Genomic DNA, 16,701 nt, shown 5'->3' with positions numbered 1-16,701 from the left:
TCTGAGCATAGCGATACGGGGCGCACGCCTTGTGCCAGGGACATCAAAACGCGGACAGCCCGTCAAAACGTAACCCCGGCGACCAGCACAATGTTGCAGTACGGCTGGCATTCGCCTGTACGAACAATCGCCCTGGCTTGTCGGCTCAGGACCTTGAATTGTTCATGAGTGAGCAACTCGCGCCGCCCCAACGCACCTTCGCCGTCCAGCTCTTGCAGCGCGACCAGGGCCGACGGCTTTTTATCCAGGATTTCCTCAGCCAGCACATGGCTTTCGACCTGCATCTCACTGAGCACCACCTTCAAGGTGCTGACAAAATCCGGAATGCCATGGGTCAGGGCCAGGTCGATCAATTCAACGCCCGGTGGAACCGGCAGCCCGGCATCACCGATGACGACCAGGTCGCCATGCCCCAATGAAGCGATCAGCCGCGATAGCGCAATGTTGAGCAGAGGTGTCTTTTTCATGGGGTTTTAAACGCCTGTACATCGCTCAAGACGGGAATCGAAGGTTGCGCGCCAGCACGGGTGACCGACAGCGCCGCGGCCACCTGTCCGAAGCGGATCGCCTGCGCCTCATCTTGACCCGCGGCCAGTGCCGCAGCGAAACCGCCGACAAACGTGTCGCCGGCCGCCGTGGTATCGACAGCCTTTACTATGGGCGCGGGGAAATGTTCGAAGCGATGGCCATCGGCAAACAGCGAACCTTGCGCACCGAGGGTGATGATCACTTTGCCGGCGCCCAGGGCAATCAGGCGGGTCGCCGCGGCTTGCGCAGTTTCGAGGGAGTCCACCGACACACCGCTCAGTGCCGACGCTTCGCTTTCGTTTGGAATCAGGTAATCGATGGACGCGTACCAGTCCGACGGCAGCGGGCGGCTGACCGGTGCCGGGTTGAGGATGACGGTCTTGCCCAGTTCGCGACCGCGCTTGAGCGCATGGCCAACGGAAGCATCGGGCACTTCCAGCTGACAGATGAGCACGTCCGCCGCCTGTATCACCGAATCAAAACGGTCGATGGCTTCAGAGGTCAATGCCCCGTTGGCGCCGGGGACGATCACGATGGTGTTCTGACTGCTGTCGTCGACCACAATCAACGCCACCCCACTGGAACCATCAACGATGCTCACCGCCTGGCAATCGATCTGCTCGGCCAACAGCGCCCCGCGCAGCACCTCACCATAAGCGTCATTGCCCACGCTGCCGATCATCGACACCTGGGCCCCCAGCCGCGCCGCAGCCACGGCCTGATTGGCGCCCTTGCCGCCGGAGACGGTGGTAAACGACTGCCCAATCAGCGTTTCACCGCCCTTGGGCAAGCGTGGCGCCCGGGTCACCAGGTCCATGTTCAAACTGCCTATCACCACTACTTTTGCTGGCATACATTGCTACTCATCGATTCTGTTTCGGCGGCGCTGTGGGTTCAGCGGCTTTCTGTTTTCAATGGCTTTTTGTTTCAACGGCTTTCTGTTTTCAACGGCACTGGGCAAACACGCCAGCCAGCGGCGCCGTCGATTCACGTATGACGATACTCGGCGTCACGATCCGCTGATCGGTCGCCAGGCCCGGCGTGGCGATCCGCCGTAAAAGCACTTCGGCAGCCATTTCGCCGAGCTGCAGGATCGATTGCCCGACCGTGGTCAACGACGGGTAGACATAGCGACTCATCTGGATATCGTCGAAGCCGATCACCGACAACTCGCTCGGCACGCGAATATTGCGCTCGGCGGCGGCCCGCAGCACGCCGATGCCGATCATGTCGTTGGCGGCAAAAATGGCGCTAGGCGGATTGCTTTCCAGCAGAATCGCGGCGGCGCTGTAGCCGCCGGTGCTGGTGAAATCGCTTTCCAGCATGCGCCCGGACGAGACTTCGATGCCCGCCTCCTTCAAGGCCCGGCGATAACCCGCCAGTCGCATCTGCGCCACGCTGGTGTTTTCCGGCCCGCTGATGGTGGCGATATCCCGGTGCCCCAACTCCAGCAGATGTCGGGTCGCCAGATAGGCGCCGTATTCATGATCGATACGCACCAGGTCCGCATCGACACCGTCCAGTCCGCGGTCGACGATCACCATGGGCGTGCGGACGCCTTTCAGGCCTTGTACCAGGCCACTGTCGCCACCGGCCGAGGCGACAATCAGGCCGTCGATGCGTTTTTCCAGCAGCACGCGCAGGTAGCTGCGCTGCTTGTCCGGATTGTCGTCGGAGTTGCACAGGATGACGCAGTAACCGTTTCGCTCGCAGTAATCCTCGATACCCCGGGCCAGTTCGGCGAAATACGGGTTCAGGCTGTTGGGCACCAACAGGCCGATGGTCGCCGTGGTCTTGGCCTTGAGCGAACGGGCCACGGCGCTGGGGACGTAGTCGAGGGTCTGGATTGCCGCCTCGACCTTGATCCGGACTTCTTCACTGACCGGGCGGGTCTTGTTCACCACATGGGAAACCGTGGTGTAGGAAATGCCGGCAAGGGCTGCCACATCTTTGATAGTCGCCATGACTCAGGTCCGCCGGCTTGCGCGTTGACTGCGATAAGTATCCAGCACCACCGCCACCACGATCACCGCACCGGTAATGATGCGCTTGGTCGGCTCGGTTGCGCCGATCTGCGCCAGCCCCGCGGCCAGCACGGAAATGATCAGGACGCCAAAAAACGTGCTGATCACCGAACCGCGCCCGCCCATCAGGCTGGTCCCACCGATCACGACGGCCGCGATCACCTGCAACTCAAGACCGGAACCGGCATTCGGGTCGGCGGCTTCCAGGCGAGAAATCTGGAACAACGCGGCAATACCGGCCAGCAACCCCATCAGGCTGAAGACCAGGATCTTGTATGGCTTGGGGTTGATCCCCGCCAGCCGTACGGCCTCTTCGTTGGTACCGATCCCGATCAGGTAACGACCGAACACCGTGCGGGTCAATACGGCCTGGGCGACGAAAATGATCAGCAACGCAATGATGAACGACGGCGAAATGCCGAAGGCGATCGGATTGGACAACCAGGCGAACGCATCGCCGATGTAGGCCGTACGCGAACCGGTCATCTGGTACGCCACCCCGCGAGCCATTTCCAGCACGCCCAGGGACACGATGAACGACGGAATCCGCCACGCCACCGTGATCGAGCCGGTGACGGTACCGGCGAGCGCCGCGACGGCCATGCCCAGCAGCGCCGCCGGCAGTACGCCCCAGCCCCAGCCGAGAATCGCCACGCTCACGGTCGAGGCCGCCAGCGCCAGCACCGAGCCTACCGACAGGTCGATGCCACCGATGATCAACACAAAGGTCATGCCGACCGCCAGCACCATCAGGTCCGGAATCTGGTTGGCCAGGGTGCTGAAAGTATCGTAGGACAGAAAATGACTGCTCAGCACCGAGAACAGCACGATCATCGCCAACAAGGCACCCGCCAGGCCCAGATAGGTGCCCAGTCCGTAGAAGTTGCCACTGCGTTTGCCGGCGGAAGAAACGGTATTCATGGAAGATCCCTAGGCGCGGCTTCAACGAGCTGCGCATCACGTTTTTGGTAGCCGGCGAAAGCAGCGGCGAGCAATTCATCCTGGGTCCAGCTGTCGCGATCGAAGGTATCGATCAGGCGCCCGGCCGACAACACGCCGATCCGGTCGCAGATCAGCATCAGCTCGCGCAAGTCGCTGGAAACCACCACCAGCGCCTTGCCTTGGCGAGTCAACTCGCCGAGCAGGTTATAGATATCGAACTTGGCGCCGACGTCGATGCCGCGGGTCGGCTCGTCGAACAGCAGCACCGAGCAATCGCGCTCCAGCCAACGGCCGATGACGACCTTCTGCTGATTGCCGCCGGACAACTCGGACACCAACTGTGCCGGACCGGAACTGCGAATGCGCATGGCGTCGATCTGACGCTGGGCCAGGGCGTTCTCGCCATCGTTGTCGACAACGCCCGCGCAGGAGATGCCGGGCATGTTGCCCAAGGCGATATTGGCGCCGATCGATTGCGTCAACAAAAGGCCTTCGCCCTTGCGATCTTCGGTGATCAACGCGATGCCATGCCCGACCGCATCCACTGGCGAACGCACATTGATGACCTGCGCCGGCGCCCCCAGGGCAACCGTGCCGCTGTCGGCGATATCAGCACCAAAGATCAGACGCAGCAACTCGGTGCGCCCTGCGCCAATCAAACCGGATATCCCGAAAATCTCTCCGGCACGGACTTCGAACGACACGCCGCGAACCTTGTCGGCACGGCTCAGGCCCTTGACCGTCAACATCGGAGCGCCGATCTTGCGCGCCCCCATATCGATGTGTTCGCCGAGCTCGCGACCAACCATCAAGGTAACCAGTTGCTCGCTGTTGTAGTTGGCCATCGGCTCGACACAGACCAGGTTGCCGTCGCGCAGCACGGCAATGCGCTGCGCGACCCGCGCCAGTTCTTCAAGGCGATGGGAGATATAGATGATCGATACGCCGCGCGCCTGCAGGCGGGTGATCTGCTCGAATAGCATTTCGACTTCGCGGGCAGTGAGCATTGCCGTCGGCTCATCGAGAATCAGCACATGACAATCGCCAATCAGGTTGCGGGCGATCTCGACCATTTGCTGATGGCCGATGCCCAGTTCGTCGACCAGGGTGTCCGGGTCAATGGCGTCGAGCCCGACATGAGCCATGGCCTCGATGGCAGCCTTGCGCAACTGCTTGCGACTGATCCAGCCGCCTTTGCTGGGCAGGTTGTCGAGAAACAGGTTTTCCGCCACCGACAAGGTCGGCAGCAGATTGAGCTCCTGCATGACCATGCGGATACCCAGCGCTTCAGCCTGAGCCCGGCTACCCGGACGATAGTCCTGCCCCTGAAACCGCATCTGGCCGGTGGTCGGCGTGACCAGCCCGCCAATAATCTTCGAAAGCGTGCTTTTGCCTGCACCGTTCTCGCCGGTCAACGCCAGTACTTCCCCGCGCATGAGCGTCAGGTCGATGCCGGTAAGAACCGGCTGGGCGTAGGTCTTGCCGATACCGCTGACCGAGAGGACAGCGTCCGGAGCGCAAACTGACATAAAAACTCTCCATGCGCCCGTCCGGCTGGACGAGCGCCGTTGCGTTGCCAGAAGGTTACTTGGTGACCAGCTCTACCGGCGTTTCGATCACGCCATTGGCGCCGCCTTCGACCTTCTCGCCCTTGAGAATCTTCAATGCAGTCTCGATGCCGAACACCGCCTGTCTGGCCGCGAACTGGTCCGCGGTGGCCAGCACGCGACCGTCCTTGAGCATTGGCTGGATGGCATTGATGTTGTCGTAGCCGACCACTTGCACCTTGCCGGCCTTGCCCGCGGCGCGCACGGCGGATACCGCGCCGACCGCCATGCTGTCGTTGCCGGCCAACAGGGCCTTGGTTTGCGGGTATTCGCTGAGAATCGACGCGGCGACCTTGTTGCCCTTGTCGATCTCCCAGTCACCGGATTGCAGGGACACGACCTTGATCTGCGCCGCCTCCATCGCATCTTTGAAACCCGCGGTCCGCTGCTGGGCATTGGTGGTCGTGGACACACCTTCGATGATGCCGACTTCGTCACCGGCCTTGAGCTGTTTGGCCAGGTAATCCCCCACCAGCCGTGCGCCCTTGCGGTTGTCCGGGCCTACGAACGGAACATTGATGTTTTTGCTTTTGACGACGGCGGGGTCCAGTTGGTTGTCGATGTTGATCACCGTGATACCGGCATCGATGGCTTTCTTGATCACCGGGACCATGGCCTTGGAGTCTGCCGGTGCAATCACCAGTGCATTGACCCTGGCCAGGATCATCTGCTCGACGATACGCGTCTGGCCTGCGGTGTCGGTTTCATCCTTGATGCCGTTGGAGATGAGCTCGAATTCGCCGGAGTGATCTTTCTGGTACGCCTTGGCGCCATCTTCCATTGTCAGGAAGAATTCGTTGGCCAGGGATTTCATGACCAGTGCGACTTTCGGCTTTTCAGCGGTTTCAGCAAAAGCCGAAGAGACAGGCAATGCAGCGGATGCGGCAGCCAGCATAGCGACAGCGAGAAGACGTCCAGCGAATGGCAGCTTCATGGGTTCACTCCGATCTTATGATTATTGTGAGCAACGCTTGCGCTGGCGTAAGCTTCACGGCCCACAGCGATAAAGCCATCGCCGGAGCCGCGCAAACGTTTGCGTGAACCAAACTATGCGAACCCTGCCGGATTTTGTCAACGACCTGAAAAATGCTTTCAGAGATGCGTGGCGAAAAAACGGCATTCAACTCATGCCGTGGTGTTGACCACCGATCCCGTGCCGGAACCCTTGGCCAGCTCCTTGATCAGGCTCGCACTCACTTGCAGGATGGCGCCGTTGGTGTCGGCAACCTGCCCCTGAATGGCCGCTACCGCGGTGGTCTTGGCTTCCGGACTCGGATAGGACGCCGCCTGGGCTTGCGCCAGCTGCTGTTGTTGCTCACGCAATTGCTGCTGCAATTCCTTGAGGCGTTTGAGCAAGACCTTCACCGCCACGCTGGTGTTATCGCTGGTTTGCGATTCGGCCTGTGCGCCAGCACTCTCCCCCGGACCAACCGGGCCCGTCTTGACCTGATTGCCGTCGCTTTTTTTTGCACCCGGCGCTTGAGCAGCCGCATCAGCTGTCGCGTCGCTCAAGGCACGAAGGGTAGTGGCCGATTTGCCACCGATGGTGATGCCGGCGGCATTGGGAATGCCAACAGATAACGACATGTGAACTCCTGAAGAAAAAGATCCCTTGAAGGAGCATCGACCGACGCGGCTGTTTCTTTAATGGTCACTGATGATTTGACGCGTTGAAATCTTAAACAGAACTGCAATCCGTTTCGGAGAGCCGAACGCAAAATCTGCATATGTTCGGCAATCCGAACATCCAGACTCAAAATCACACCTGACACAAACAGCAATACCATTACAAATCATTAACTTAAGCGTGTTTTTTCGATTCTGAGTATTACTGGTACAGATCCTGCTTTTCCCTCACACCCCCAGCGTTCAGGTTCGTCTGGGGCGTATCTAGATGAACTTGCATCTGCACCGTCTCACAACTAGAAGAGAAAAATAATGACATCTGCACTTAAGACCTTTGTTCCGGGCGCCTTGGCCCTCCTGCTGCTTCTGCCCACTGCCCTTCAGGCCAAAGAAGCCGAAACCCAACAGAAACTGGCCAACGTGGTAATCCTGGCCACGGGCGGCACCATTGCCGGTGCGGGCGCCAGCGCCGCCAACAGCGCGACCTATCAAGCGGCGAAAGTCGGCATTGAACAGCTGATCGCCGGCGTCCCGGAACTGAGCCAACTGGCTAACGTTCGCGGCGAACAGGTCATGCAAATCGCCTCCGAAAGCATCACCAACGAAAACCTGCTGCAACTGGGTCGCCGCGTAGCCGAACTGGCCGACAGCAAAGACGTCGATGGCATCGTGATTACACACGGCACCGACACCCTTGAAGAAACGGCGTACTTCCTGAACCTGGTGGAAAAAACCGAGAAGCCGATCATCGTCGTGGGCTCCATGCGCCCAGGTACCGCGATGTCCGCCGATGGCATGCTGAACCTGTACAACGCGGTGGCCGTGGCCAGCAGCAAAGACGCGCGGGGCAAAGGCGTGCTAGTGACCATGAACGATGAAATCCAGTCGGGTCGCGACGTCAGCAAAATGATCAACATCAAGACCGAAGCGTTTAAAAGCGCCTGGGGTCCGCTGGGCATGGTGGTCGAAGGCAAATCCTACTGGTTCCGCTTGCCAGCCAAGCGCCACACCATGGATTCCGAGTTCGACATCAAGAACATCAAGAGCCTGCCTGACGTCGAGATCGCCTATTCCTACGGCAACGTCAGCGATACCGCCTACAAGGCCCTGGCTCAATCGGGCGCCAAAGCCATCATCCACGCTGGCACCGGCAATGGCTCGGTATCCTCGCGGGTAGTCCCTACCTTGCAAGCCCTGCGCAAGGACGGCGTGCAGATCATTCGCTCCTCCCATGTCAACGCCGGTGGCTTTGTATTGCGCAACGCCGAACAGCCTGACGATAAATACGACTGGGTCGTTGCCCACGACCTGAACCCGCAGAAGGCCCGGATCCTGGCGATGGTCGCACTGACCAAGACCAACGACAGCAAAGAACTGCAACGGATGTTCTGGGAATACTGATTTGCCCTCGCCCGACCGGATCCGGTCGGGCACCCCGTGCGCCATTCGCCAGTTTTGGCGAGTGGCTGCCGCTGGATCTTACAAAAAAACTCCCTTCGCCTTACGCCAAACGGAACAAATCGCTGTCAGAGGATTTTCTTGGTTTTTAAGCAGTTGCGAAATGGCCTACAGTTAAATACTGTATGCACGTACAGCTTAATAAGGATAATTCCGTGGACACCACCTCTACCTCTCCTGACACCTATGTACGCATGGGCTTGCGCGTTCAGAAAATCATCAACTCTCCCACCGCACAAAAGGCCAGGGCAGCATTGATCTTCCGCCTGCCTGACGAACCGGTGGATGAATGGGAACGCTTGCTGGAAGAAATCGACGAGAACGACAACGTCACCCTCGCCTATCGCGACGATGGCGGCGTGCAGATCTTCTGGGTTGTGCCGAAGGAAGATTGAGTCGATGAGTGTCCGCTGGTTTACCTTGCTGTTTCTGTTTGTTGTCATGGGTGCGCAAGCCGACGCGCCGCGCACCTTCACCGAAGCGAAAAAGGTCGCCTGGAAGCTCTACGCGCCCCAGTCCACCGAGTTTTACTGTGGCTGCAAGTACACCGGTAACCGGGTGAACCTTGCCGCCTGCGGTTACGTGCCGCGTAAAAATGCCAAACGCGCATCCCGCATCGAGTGGGAGCATATTGTTCCGGCCTGGCAAATCGGTCATCAACGCCAGTGCTGGCAAGCGGGCGGTCGCAAGAACTGCACCCGCTACGACCCGGTTTACCAGAAGGCCGAGGCTGACTTGCACAACCTGGTGCCCAGCATTGGCGAGGTCAATGGCGATCGCAGCAACTTCAGCTTTGGCTGGCTGCCCGAGCAGTCGGGGCAATATGGTTCATGCCTGACCCAGGTCGACTTCAAGGCCAAGAAAGTCATGCCCCGCCCTTCCATTCGCGGCATGATCGCCCGGACCTACTTCTACATGAGCAAGCAGTACGGCGTGCGCCTGTCGAAACAGGATCGGCAACTGTACGAAGCCTGGGACAAGACCTATCCGGTACAGGCCTGGGAACGCCAACGCAACCAAAGCGTGGGGTGCGTCATGGGGCGCGGCAACGAGTTCGTCGGCCCGGTAGACATGAAGGCCTGCGGTTGAATCCGGAACGGGACACCTGAAACGACAAAGGCCTCGAGGTTAAACACCCAAGGCCTTTTTTGTTTCTTCAACGCCTGCGCTACAGAACGCTATTGAGCGACCGGACGCTCAAGCACCAGCAATTCGATGTTCTGCTTCTTCGCGCGAGTGAGCGCCGCGCGGACTTCATCCTGCTTGGTTTCGGCCTCGGCTTTCGAATTGAACGGCCCCATCAGGACTCGGGTATTGCCATTCTCCTTGACGACGCTGGACATGAAACTGTGCTCGATCAGCCAGCCACTCAAATCGCTGACCGCCTGAGGGGTTTCACCTCGCACCTCAAGATCCCATTGGGGGCCGGATACCGGCGCGGGTACGGCCGCCATGACCGGCTTGGGCTTCGGCGCATCCACAGTGCTGCCCTCGCCACATCCCGCCAATGCCAATATCGCGATGACCAAAACCATTTTGCGCACGACGCTTCCCTCCAAATGCATAAAGCGGTGATTTTAACACCCATGAATACTTCGCGAGTGCCGCAAAATGGGCTTAAAACAACGAGAATGATGGTTGCGGCCTCTGTATAGTTACGCCTTGGGAATTAATGCCGCATCTGCGCGTCAGAAAGAGGCACCCAAACCGCGAGACTTCGCACTAATCTATACATAACACCGACCTCTGCACTGTCCGAATCAGGTGCCCCACAAAGCAATCAAGGAGAAGACCATGCTGATACTCACCCGCAAAGTCGGTGAAAGCATAAACATAGGTGATGACATTACGATCACCATCCTCGGCGTAAGCGGCCAGCAAGTCAGGATCGGCATCAACGCTCCGAAGGACGTTGCAGTGCATCGTGAAGAAATTTACCAGCGCATTCAGGCCGGCCTGACCGCCCCGGAAAAGCCGCAATCCTGAATCCTGTTGCAGTCAGTAGCCAGCCCGTTCAGTCCGGAATCACGGCTGGCTAAAGATTCAGCACCCCATCGCCCTGCTCATTCGCCCCACTCAAACCCCAGGGGTCGATACTAGCGGCAAGTTTTACTCTATTGCTGTCAGACTTTTCTGGTTTGCCCCAGGGAAGGATGCGTTCACTGCGCGGTCAACCAAGCATCACGCCTCGCGCCATGCCCGTCGCCGCTACCACCATCAGCAGCACCAGCAGCGCCTCTATATGACTGATCCGTGCAAACAGCTTCGCACGGCCGGTATCGATCGACACTTTACGGGCAAGCGTTATCCGCCACTTGATCAGTGTCACCATAGGCGCGATTTCCAGTAGCAAGATCAGGACGAACAGCGACATCTTCAGATGAAACAACGGCTGATGCAGGTAATAGTCCGTGCCCTTCTCGTACCCGCCAAACGCTCGCATCCCGCCACTGATCAATAAAACGACAGCTGAAATACCCCAGATATTGTCCGCCATCAGAACACTGCGCACCTCCGCAGCCCCATCGGCCAAGCGCCGAAAAGCCGTGCCTCGAACCAGCACCGCCCAGAATCCCAAGGCAAATGCCAGAAGATGAACCGCCGCCAGAAACCAGTGAGTCAGCATAGAGAAACCCCTGCCAGGTCGAAGTTGTATGAGCCTGTCAGTAGTAGCCCATGAAATGGCTGCGTGCACGGCATCCAGGGACAATGCCCGGAACACAATACGACAGACCAACTAGACTCCACTGCGCTGGTATTGAGCGTCCGCGACGGTACCCGCCCCAACAGCAACTCACTCCCACCGCGTTGAACTGAGTAAACAAAATCATGTGTGAATCATGTGATTCAAGCTCTGCTTCAAACACAACAGGCCGTCGTCGTTTTCTTCAATTTGCCGGATTGAGCGCAGGCGCCCTGCTGCTGACCGGCACACTGCCCGGCAAGATCATCCTGGCAGCCGAAAAAGCGACAGCCCCACCCAAACCGCAAAACGTAATCAGTCCCGACATGGCGTTGAAAAGACTGATGGAGGGCAATGCACGATATGTAGGCGGCACTTCCACAACCCACGACTTCAAGGCAGAGCGAGAGGCCCTGGTGTCCGGCCAGAATCCATTCGTGGCCGTGCTGAGCTGCTCCGACTCGAGGATCGCCCCGGAATATGCGTTCGACACTGCGCGCGGCGATCTTTTCTCCATCCGCGTCGCGGGCAACTTCGTTACGCCGGAAGGCCTGGCCAGTCTTGAATACGGCGTTGCCGTACTGGGCGCCCCGCTGATTCTCGTACTCGGGCATGAGAGCTGCGGCGCCATCGAGGCCGGTATCAAGGCGGTCAAGGACCAGACGATTTTCCCCGGCCATATCCCGAAACTGACTGACGCACTCAAGTCAGCAGTCGAGGCAGTACTCAAGCAGCCCGGGAACCTGATGGAAAACGCCACCGCGCAAAACGTCAAGAATTCGGTCAACAGCCTGAAACAGGCCTCGCCATTGCTGACTGATGCGCAGAGCAAAGGCGCGCTGAAGATCGTGGGCGGCATCTATCGCCTGGCGAGCGGCAAGGTAGAGTTGATCGCCTGAACCGCAACGCGCACAGCGTCAGCATCGGTGCATAAGCCCGCATGCAAAGAGCCCAGCGCGACGGCTGGGCTCTGATTATCTTCGGTTTTGCATCATTTTATCCGCGAGGACCCTGGCCCTCTCGATCAACAGGTTCTGCCTGTCCTCATGAGTAGCCTCGCCCACAATCGGGGCAGTCAGATTGCTTTCGGCAATCAATGCAGCGCAGAAATATCGATCCCAGACAGCCGTGTCCACAGGTGCCTGCTTGCTCATTTGATCGGCGTTCATAGGCGGCTCCTTTTGATAAGGTCGCATTGCCAGTTTACGCCTGAATGACAAAAAATCCGGACCATCATTCACAGTCACCTGCCATTCGTCGCCTGCCAGAACACAACGAGGAATTCGCCCCTATCCGTGGCTTGAGGCTTGCTAAGATCGCCCGTAGCAGCGCCGCAATGACAGGATTCTGACGCCGCAGCCATTCAATCAATGCTTAAGGACGCCAGCGATACGCTTGGTCAGTCACCGGGAGATGTAACGTGTCAACGCTCAACGAAATCGCAATGAACCACGCGAGAATGGCCAAGGAACAAGCAGGAAAGTCGACCGAACTGAGCGAGCGCCACCTCCAGATCGTAGGGAGCTTCGAAGTACCGTCCATTGAAGTACAACAGAACATCCCACTGCACCTGATCGCGGGAGCCCAGGAAGGCCACCATGGCCTTGCAGCTACCTTTGCCCTCTGACACCTACTGAGGCTGGCGACGATCTGAACGGTTTACCCGGCAATCATCCGGCATCCGCTCAGCAATCGTCGCGCCTTGATGGCCCGGCACTACTTTTCTGATCCGGGCATCTCATCTTTCAAATACCGCGAAGTGATTGCCAGCCGAATGCAATGTTCAGCAAAAACACGCAATGACTTGTGGATTGAAAATCCATGAACTAGACATAACTCCACAGTCCGCTTCCCCAAAGATCGGTAACGATTCTTTGGACAACAAAAAAGGGCCCACCTTTCGGTGAGCCCTTCCAGACCGCCCAGCAGAGCGGATTTTGTTTGGTAGGCGCGATTGGACTCGAACCAACGACCCCCACCATGTCAAGGTGGTGCTCTAACCAACTGAGCTACGTGCCTGCTGTGAGGCGGCATTCTACGGAATTCCGGAGGGGTGTCAACACCTTTTTTCGCGCTAACCCTATGAATATGCAAAATATTTAATTTTGCCGCTACAAAGAAGATTTTCCGGGTGGCTGGCGGGGGATTTTCAACTCGGGTAGGATCAACGCACTCGTAAAATATATTAAACAGAGGCTGCCGGATGGCTAACACTCCCTACCCCGAGTCCTACTACGCCGCATCGGCCAATGCGGTTCCGCCGCGCCCGGCGTTGCAGGATGACGTGGAGACCGATGTCTGTGTGATTGGCGCCGGTTACACAGGGCTATCCTCTGCCTTGTTTCTGCTGGAGAACGGTTTCAAGGTCACGGTGCTCGAAGCCGCCAGGGTAGGTTTCGGGGCGTCCGGGCGTAATGGCGGCCAGATCGTTAACAGCTATAGCCGCGATATCGATGTCATCGAACGCACGGTCGGTCCCAGGCAGGCCCAGTTGCTGGGCCAGATGGCGTTCGAGGGTGGGCGAATCATTCGTGAACGGGTCGCCAGGTACGACATTCAGTGCGACTTGAAGGACGGTGGCGTGTTCGCCGCGATGACCTCCAAGCAAATGGGTCATCTCGAATCCCAGAAGCGCCTGTGGGAGCGTTTCGGGCACACCCAGCTCGAGTTGATGGATCAACGTCGCATCCGCGAGGTGGTCGCCTGTGATCAGTACGTCGGCGGGATGCTCGACATGAGTGGCGGCCACATCCATCCGCTTAACCTGGCGCTGGGTGAAGCGGCGGCGGTCGAGTCCCTGGGCGGGACGATCTATGAGCAGTCGCCGGCCGTGCGCATCGAGCGCGGCGCGAATCCGGTGGTGCACACGCCGCAGGGTAAGGTCCGGGCAAAATTCATCATCGTCGCCGGTAACGCTTATCTGGGCAACCTGGTGCCGGAACTGGCCGCCAAGTCGATGCCTTGCGGCACGCAGGTGATTACCACCGAGCCCCTGGGTGAAGAACTGGCGAAGAGCCTGCTGCCTCAGGATTACTGTGTCGAAGATTGCAATTACTTGCTCGACTACTACCGCCTCAGTGGCGACAAGCGTCTGATTTTTGGTGGTGGCGTGGTGTACGGCGCGCGGGATCCGGCGAACATCGAAGCGATCATCCGGCCGAAGATGCTCAAGGCCTTCCCGCAACTCAAGGACGTGAAGATCGATTACGCGTGGACGGGCAATTTCCTGCTGACGTTGTCGCGCCTGCCTCAGGTCGGACGGCTGGGCGACAACATTTACTATTCCCAGGGTTGCAGCGGTCATGGCGTGACCTACACGCATTTGGCGGGCAAGGTGCTGGCCGAAGCATTACGCGGCCAGGCAGAACGTTTTGATGCGTTTGCCGACCTGCCCCATTACCCGTTCCCGGGCGGCCAGTTGCTGCGCACACCGTTTGCGGCATTGGGTGCGTGGTATTACGGATTGCGGGATAGATTCGGGTACTGACTGCTAAAACAAAAGGCCCGCTGCGATGCGGGCCTTTTGTTTAGATCAACATCGAAAGATCGCAGCCTGCGGCAGCTCCTACATGGGAATGCGTTCTGCGTAGGAGCTGCCGCAGGCTGCGATCTTCTGATCTTAAAGCCGGTCCCGTGGGATACCGCTGCGAATCCGCAGGATGTCCGCCAGTACCGCCAGGGCAATCTCGGCTGGCGTCTTGCTGCCCAGGTTCAAGCCGATTGGCGCATGAATCCGCCCCAACTCGACATCCCCCAGTCCACCAATACGCCGCAACCGCTCGAAGCGCTTTTGCGAAGTCTGCATGGAGCCCATCACACCGATGTAAAACGCCTCGGTGTGAACGGCCTCCATCATCGCCAGGTCATCGATACGTGGATCGTGGGTCAACGCCACCACCGCCGTGTCGCTGTGGCACCCGCCGTCGGCAATGAACATCGAAGGCAGTTGGCGACGAATCTCCACGTTTTCCAGCACGACGCCTTCGAGCACTTCGTCCCGCGGGTCACATAGAATCACCTCGAACCCAAGCCCCACGGCAAACTCCGCACAGGCCTGGGCGACACTGGAATACCCCGCCAGCAGCAAGCGCTGGGCCGCGCCGACGCGCACGCGCACCCGGTCGATTTCACGCTCGATACGCACACCCTGTTCACGATCATCGAACAGACTGCGCGCACCGCTTTGCAGATCGACTTCGCGGATCAACCGACGCCGACCCAACAGCGCCGACTCCAGCTCCCGCAGATGCGCTTGCACCTCGCAATCGGCCTCAAGCTTCTCGACCAGCACATCCAGCACCCCGCCACAGGGCAGGCTGACGCGCGAGCGTGGGTCGTCGCCTTCGCCATAACGAACAACGCTGACCGGCTCCAGAAACGCGCCCTCGGCGACTCGCTCGAGAAAGTCTTCCTCGACACAGCCACCGGACAGCGAGCCAATCCAGTGCCCCTGCGTGTTCACCGCCAGCAGCGAACCCGGTGCGCGCGGTGCCGAGCCGTAAGTGGCCAGCACCGTACACAGCCAGATGCGCTGACCGGCCGCCGACCACTCCAGCGCCCGGCGCACCACTTGCAGATCCAGATGCTGCATATCAGTGGGCCTTGTGCTCGAGCGGCGGCGCATCGGCCCGCAACTTCTGCACGTCGTTTACAGCCAGGTCATTCGGCTGACCGCCCCAGCCTTGGCGCAGGTAGTTCAGCAGGTCCGTGAGCTGTTCGTCGCTCAATTTCGCGGCGAACCCCGGCATCGGTTGCATGTGTTCGAAACCGGAGAACTTCTGCTCACCAATACCGTCGTCGATCACCCGTACCAGATTACGCGGATCTTCCAGGCGCAGCGTGGTGTTGCCGCGCATGGCCACGGCGATGTGCGGCTTGCCCTCACCGCCCGGTGCATGGCAACCGGCGCAGACATTCAAATATTCCTGACGGCCGCGCTGGGCACTTGGGCTCAGCTTGTCCAACGGCACTTCGGTGAGCACCTTCGCCGCCGGTGGCTGATCGCCGAGCAGGAAGGTCGCCATCGCCGCCAGGTCCGGATCGCTGAGACCCTGGGTGCTGTTGTGGAACACCGGGAACATCTCGTTGAACATCGTGCCCTGGGCGCTCATGCCGTGCTTGAGGAACGAGCTCAGGTCCTGATGATTCCAGCCACGGGCCGCCAGGTCAGTGGCCAGCAGGCTCGGCGCCAGATAACCATTGAGAATGCCGCCGGTCATGCGTTTGTCCATCTGCATCGCGCCGGGCAGGCCGCGTGGGGTATGGCACTCGCCACAGTGACCCAGCACGTCGACCATGTACTGGCCGCGCTTCCAGGCTTCGCTCTTGCCTTCGGCAGGCTCCAGCTTCACGTCCTTGCCGTACATCATGTTCCATCCCATCAGGCCCGGGCGCACGTTGAACGGGAAGCTCAGGCTGGTGACTGGCGCGGCACGCTCGATCGGCTCGACGGTTTTCAGGTAGGCATGAATCGCATCGGAATCCGCACGCGGGATCAGGTGATACGAGGTGTAGGGCATCGCCGGATACAGGTTCGCCCCGTCGCGGCGCTTGCCTTCGGTCAACGCGACGAAGAACTCGTCATCGTTGTACAGGCCGATGCCGTGCTCTTTGCTCGGGGTGATGTTGGTGCCGTAGATCGTGCCGAACGGCGACACGATCGGCAGGCCGCCCGCATAGGGCGCGCCACCCGGCGCGGTGTGGCACGCCATGCAGTCGGCGGCGCGGGCGAGGTACTCGCCTTGCTTGACCTGCGCATCATCGGCGTGAGCTGCCACCACAGGCGCAGCCAGGCCAACCGCCAACGCCAGGCGGCTAAGTAGAAGCTTCATGC

At 59.4% G+C, this 16,701-nt stretch carries 19 protein-coding genes and 1 tRNA gene; 7 read left to right on the top strand and 13 right to left on the bottom strand.

Features of this window, described 5'->3' with window-relative positions; all coding sequences use genetic code 11:
* Positions 1-62: 62 nt before the first annotated feature.
* The 7 genes from rbsD to ACM6G4_RS24025 all read right to left on the bottom strand — a co-directional run bounded on the left by rbsD (position 63) and on the right by ACM6G4_RS24025 (position 6,688).
* Entirely contained in the window at positions 63-467 is a 405-nt protein-coding gene (gene rbsD, locus ACM6G4_RS24055) for a D-ribose pyranase (protein ID WP_056722246.1), read from the bottom strand.
* On the bottom strand, positions 464-1,381 hold the full coding sequence (gene rbsK / locus ACM6G4_RS24050; protein WP_414914762.1) for a ribokinase: 918 nt from the start codon (positions 1,379-1,381) through the stop codon (positions 464-466). Before rbsK ends, rbsD begins: the two co-directional genes overlap by 4 nt.
* 91 nt (positions 1,382-1,472) lie before the next feature.
* A complete protein-coding gene (locus ACM6G4_RS24045; RefSeq protein ID WP_056722243.1) occupies positions 1,473-2,492 on the bottom strand; it encodes a LacI family DNA-binding transcriptional regulator in 1,020 nt (339 codons plus the stop codon).
* 3 nt (positions 2,493-2,495) lie between these two features.
* On the bottom strand, positions 2,496-3,473 hold the full coding sequence (locus ACM6G4_RS24040) for an ABC transporter permease (RefSeq protein ID WP_056722241.1): 978 nt from the start codon (positions 3,471-3,473) through the stop codon (positions 2,496-2,498).
* The gene (locus tag ACM6G4_RS24035; RefSeq protein ID WP_223540998.1) at positions 3,470-5,023 is read right to left on the bottom strand and encodes a sugar ABC transporter ATP-binding protein; all 1,554 of its coding nucleotides are present in this window, start codon (positions 5,021-5,023) and stop codon (positions 3,470-3,472) included. Before ACM6G4_RS24035 ends, ACM6G4_RS24040 begins: the two co-directional genes overlap by 4 nt.
* Before the next feature lie 55 nt (positions 5,024-5,078).
* Complete coding sequence (locus tag ACM6G4_RS24030; protein ID WP_056722237.1) at positions 5,079-6,035, bottom strand: sugar ABC transporter substrate-binding protein; 957 nt, start codon at positions 6,033-6,035, stop codon at positions 5,079-5,081.
* A 191-nt stretch (positions 6,036-6,226) separates the two neighbouring features.
* Positions 6,227-6,688, bottom strand: a complete 462-nt coding sequence (locus ACM6G4_RS24025) for a hypothetical protein (protein ID WP_414914761.1) — start codon at positions 6,686-6,688, stop codon at positions 6,227-6,229.
* A 351-nt stretch (positions 6,689-7,039) separates the two neighbouring features.
* On the opposite strand from ACM6G4_RS24025, the gene ACM6G4_RS24020 reads away from it, so the two are divergent.
* The 3 genes from ACM6G4_RS24020 (at position 7,040) to ACM6G4_RS24010 (ending at position 9,274) form a co-directional block, all read left to right on the top strand.
* Positions 7,040-8,128, top strand: coding sequence for an asparaginase (locus tag ACM6G4_RS24020; protein ID WP_056722233.1), 1,089 nt, complete (start codon positions 7,040-7,042; stop codon positions 8,126-8,128).
* Positions 8,129-8,310: 182 nt separating this feature from the next.
* A complete protein-coding gene (locus ACM6G4_RS24015) occupies positions 8,311-8,580 on the top strand; it encodes a DUF1654 domain-containing protein (protein WP_043302188.1) in 270 nt (89 codons plus the stop codon).
* Between the two features lie 4 nt (positions 8,581-8,584).
* Positions 8,585-9,274, top strand: a complete 690-nt coding sequence (locus ACM6G4_RS24010; protein WP_414914760.1) for an endonuclease — start codon at positions 8,585-8,587, stop codon at positions 9,272-9,274.
* 89 nt (positions 9,275-9,363) lie between these two features.
* Here ACM6G4_RS24010 and ACM6G4_RS24005 read toward each other — a convergent pair whose 3' ends face one another.
* Positions 9,364-9,729, bottom strand: a complete 366-nt coding sequence (locus tag ACM6G4_RS24005) for an SPOR domain-containing protein (protein WP_414914759.1) — start codon at positions 9,727-9,729, stop codon at positions 9,364-9,366.
* 250 nt (positions 9,730-9,979) lie between these two features.
* Between ACM6G4_RS24005 and csrA the strand changes: the two genes are divergently transcribed.
* The gene (csrA, locus tag ACM6G4_RS24000) at positions 9,980-10,171 is read left to right on the top strand and encodes a carbon storage regulator CsrA (protein ID WP_007975691.1); all 192 of its coding nucleotides are present in this window, start codon (positions 9,980-9,982) and stop codon (positions 10,169-10,171) included.
* Between the two features lie 184 nt (positions 10,172-10,355).
* On the opposite strand, the gene ACM6G4_RS23995 is transcribed toward csrA, so the two are convergent.
* Positions 10,356-10,811: a DUF2214 family protein gene (locus ACM6G4_RS23995; protein ID WP_414914758.1), complete on the bottom strand. Its 456-nt coding sequence runs from the start codon at positions 10,809-10,811 to the stop codon at positions 10,356-10,358.
* Positions 10,812-11,014: 203 nt separating this feature from the next.
* Here ACM6G4_RS23995 and ACM6G4_RS23990 point away from each other — a divergent pair, with 203 nt between their 5' ends.
* Positions 11,015-11,767: a carbonic anhydrase gene (locus ACM6G4_RS23990; RefSeq protein WP_056722224.1), complete on the top strand. Its 753-nt coding sequence runs from the start codon at positions 11,015-11,017 to the stop codon at positions 11,765-11,767.
* A 75-nt stretch (positions 11,768-11,842) separates the two neighbouring features.
* Here ACM6G4_RS23990 and ACM6G4_RS23985 read toward each other — a convergent pair whose 3' ends face one another.
* Positions 11,843-12,037: a hypothetical protein gene (locus ACM6G4_RS23985; protein WP_056722222.1), complete on the bottom strand. Its 195-nt coding sequence runs from the start codon at positions 12,035-12,037 to the stop codon at positions 11,843-11,845.
* Positions 12,038-12,288: 251 nt separating this feature from the next.
* Between ACM6G4_RS23985 and ACM6G4_RS23980 the strand changes: the two genes are divergently transcribed.
* Complete coding sequence (locus ACM6G4_RS23980; protein ID WP_056722220.1) at positions 12,289-12,495, top strand: hypothetical protein; 207 nt, start codon at positions 12,289-12,291, stop codon at positions 12,493-12,495.
* Between the two features lie 315 nt (positions 12,496-12,810).
* Here the strand turns inward: ACM6G4_RS23980 and ACM6G4_RS23975 are convergent.
* Positions 12,811-12,887, bottom strand: a tRNA-Val gene (locus ACM6G4_RS23975).
* A 184-nt stretch (positions 12,888-13,071) separates the two neighbouring features.
* Here ACM6G4_RS23975 and ACM6G4_RS23970 point away from each other — a divergent pair.
* Positions 13,072-14,355: an NAD(P)/FAD-dependent oxidoreductase gene (locus ACM6G4_RS23970; protein WP_414914757.1), complete on the top strand. Its 1,284-nt coding sequence runs from the start codon at positions 13,072-13,074 to the stop codon at positions 14,353-14,355.
* A 132-nt stretch (positions 14,356-14,487) separates the two neighbouring features.
* Here the strand turns inward: ACM6G4_RS23970 and ACM6G4_RS23965 are convergent, their stop codons facing one another.
* Both ACM6G4_RS23965 and ACM6G4_RS23960 read right to left on the bottom strand, forming a co-directional pair.
* Positions 14,488-15,459 carry an XdhC family protein gene (locus ACM6G4_RS23965; RefSeq protein WP_414914756.1) on the bottom strand — a complete coding sequence of 324 codons (972 nt, stop codon included), beginning with the start codon at positions 15,457-15,459 and terminating at the stop codon, positions 14,488-14,490.
* A gap of 1 nt (position 15,460) precedes the next feature.
* A complete protein-coding gene (locus tag ACM6G4_RS23960) occupies positions 15,461-16,699 on the bottom strand; it encodes a c-type cytochrome (RefSeq protein ID WP_414914755.1) in 1,239 nt (412 codons plus the stop codon).
* Between the last annotated feature and the right edge of the window lie 2 nt (positions 16,700-16,701).

Origin of the sequence: Pseudomonas sp. IT-P258 (genome assembly GCF_949767825.1) — a bacterium.
GTDB lineage: Bacteria > Pseudomonadota > Gammaproteobacteria > Pseudomonadales > Pseudomonadaceae > Aquipseudomonas > Aquipseudomonas monachiensis.
The sequence above is the reverse complement of the archived record's forward strand: the minus strand, read 5'-3'. Positions and strand labels throughout refer to the sequence as shown.

Coding starts and splice junctions, on each gene's coding strand:
- ACM6G4_RS23990 (WP_056722224.1), top strand. CDS start 11,015: ATGTGTGAATCATGTGATTCAAGCTCTGCTTCAAACACAACAGGCCGT.
- csrA (WP_007975691.1), top strand. CDS start 9,980: ATGCTGATACTCACCCGCAAAGTCGGTGAAAGCATAAACATAGGTGAT.
- ACM6G4_RS24035 (WP_223540998.1), bottom strand. CDS start 5,023: ATGTCAGTTTGCGCTCCGGACGCTGTCCTCTCGGTCAGCGGTATCGGC.
- rbsD (WP_056722246.1), bottom strand. CDS start 467: ATGAAAAAGACACCTCTGCTCAACATTGCGCTATCGCGGCTGATCGCT.
- ACM6G4_RS24010 (WP_414914760.1), top strand. CDS start 8,585: ATGAGTGTCCGCTGGTTTACCTTGCTGTTTCTGTTTGTTGTCATGGGT.
- ACM6G4_RS24040 (WP_056722241.1), bottom strand. CDS start 3,473: ATGAATACCGTTTCTTCCGCCGGCAAACGCAGTGGCAACTTCTACGGA.
- ACM6G4_RS24025 (WP_414914761.1), bottom strand. CDS start 6,688: ATGTCGTTATCTGTTGGCATTCCCAATGCCGCCGGCATCACCATCGGT.
- ACM6G4_RS24030 (WP_056722237.1), bottom strand. CDS start 6,035: ATGAAGCTGCCATTCGCTGGACGTCTTCTCGCTGTCGCTATGCTGGCT.
- ACM6G4_RS23965 (WP_414914756.1), bottom strand. CDS start 15,459: ATGCAGCATCTGGATCTGCAAGTGGTGCGCCGGGCGCTGGAGTGGTCG.
- ACM6G4_RS24020 (WP_056722233.1), top strand. CDS start 7,040: ATGACATCTGCACTTAAGACCTTTGTTCCGGGCGCCTTGGCCCTCCTG.
- ACM6G4_RS24015 (WP_043302188.1), top strand. CDS start 8,311: ATGCACGTACAGCTTAATAAGGATAATTCCGTGGACACCACCTCTACC.
- rbsK (WP_414914762.1), bottom strand. CDS start 1,381: ATGCCAGCAAAAGTAGTGGTGATAGGCAGTTTGAACATGGACCTGGTG.
- ACM6G4_RS23970 (WP_414914757.1), top strand. CDS start 13,072: ATGGCTAACACTCCCTACCCCGAGTCCTACTACGCCGCATCGGCCAAT.
- ACM6G4_RS24045 (WP_056722243.1), bottom strand. CDS start 2,492: ATGGCGACTATCAAAGATGTGGCAGCCCTTGCCGGCATTTCCTACACC.
- ACM6G4_RS23960 (WP_414914755.1), bottom strand. CDS start 16,699: ATGAAGCTTCTACTTAGCCGCCTGGCGTTGGCGGTTGGCCTGGCTGCG.
- ACM6G4_RS23995 (WP_414914758.1), bottom strand. CDS start 10,811: ATGCTGACTCACTGGTTTCTGGCGGCGGTTCATCTTCTGGCATTTGCC.
- ACM6G4_RS23985 (WP_056722222.1), bottom strand. CDS start 12,037: ATGAACGCCGATCAAATGAGCAAGCAGGCACCTGTGGACACGGCTGTC.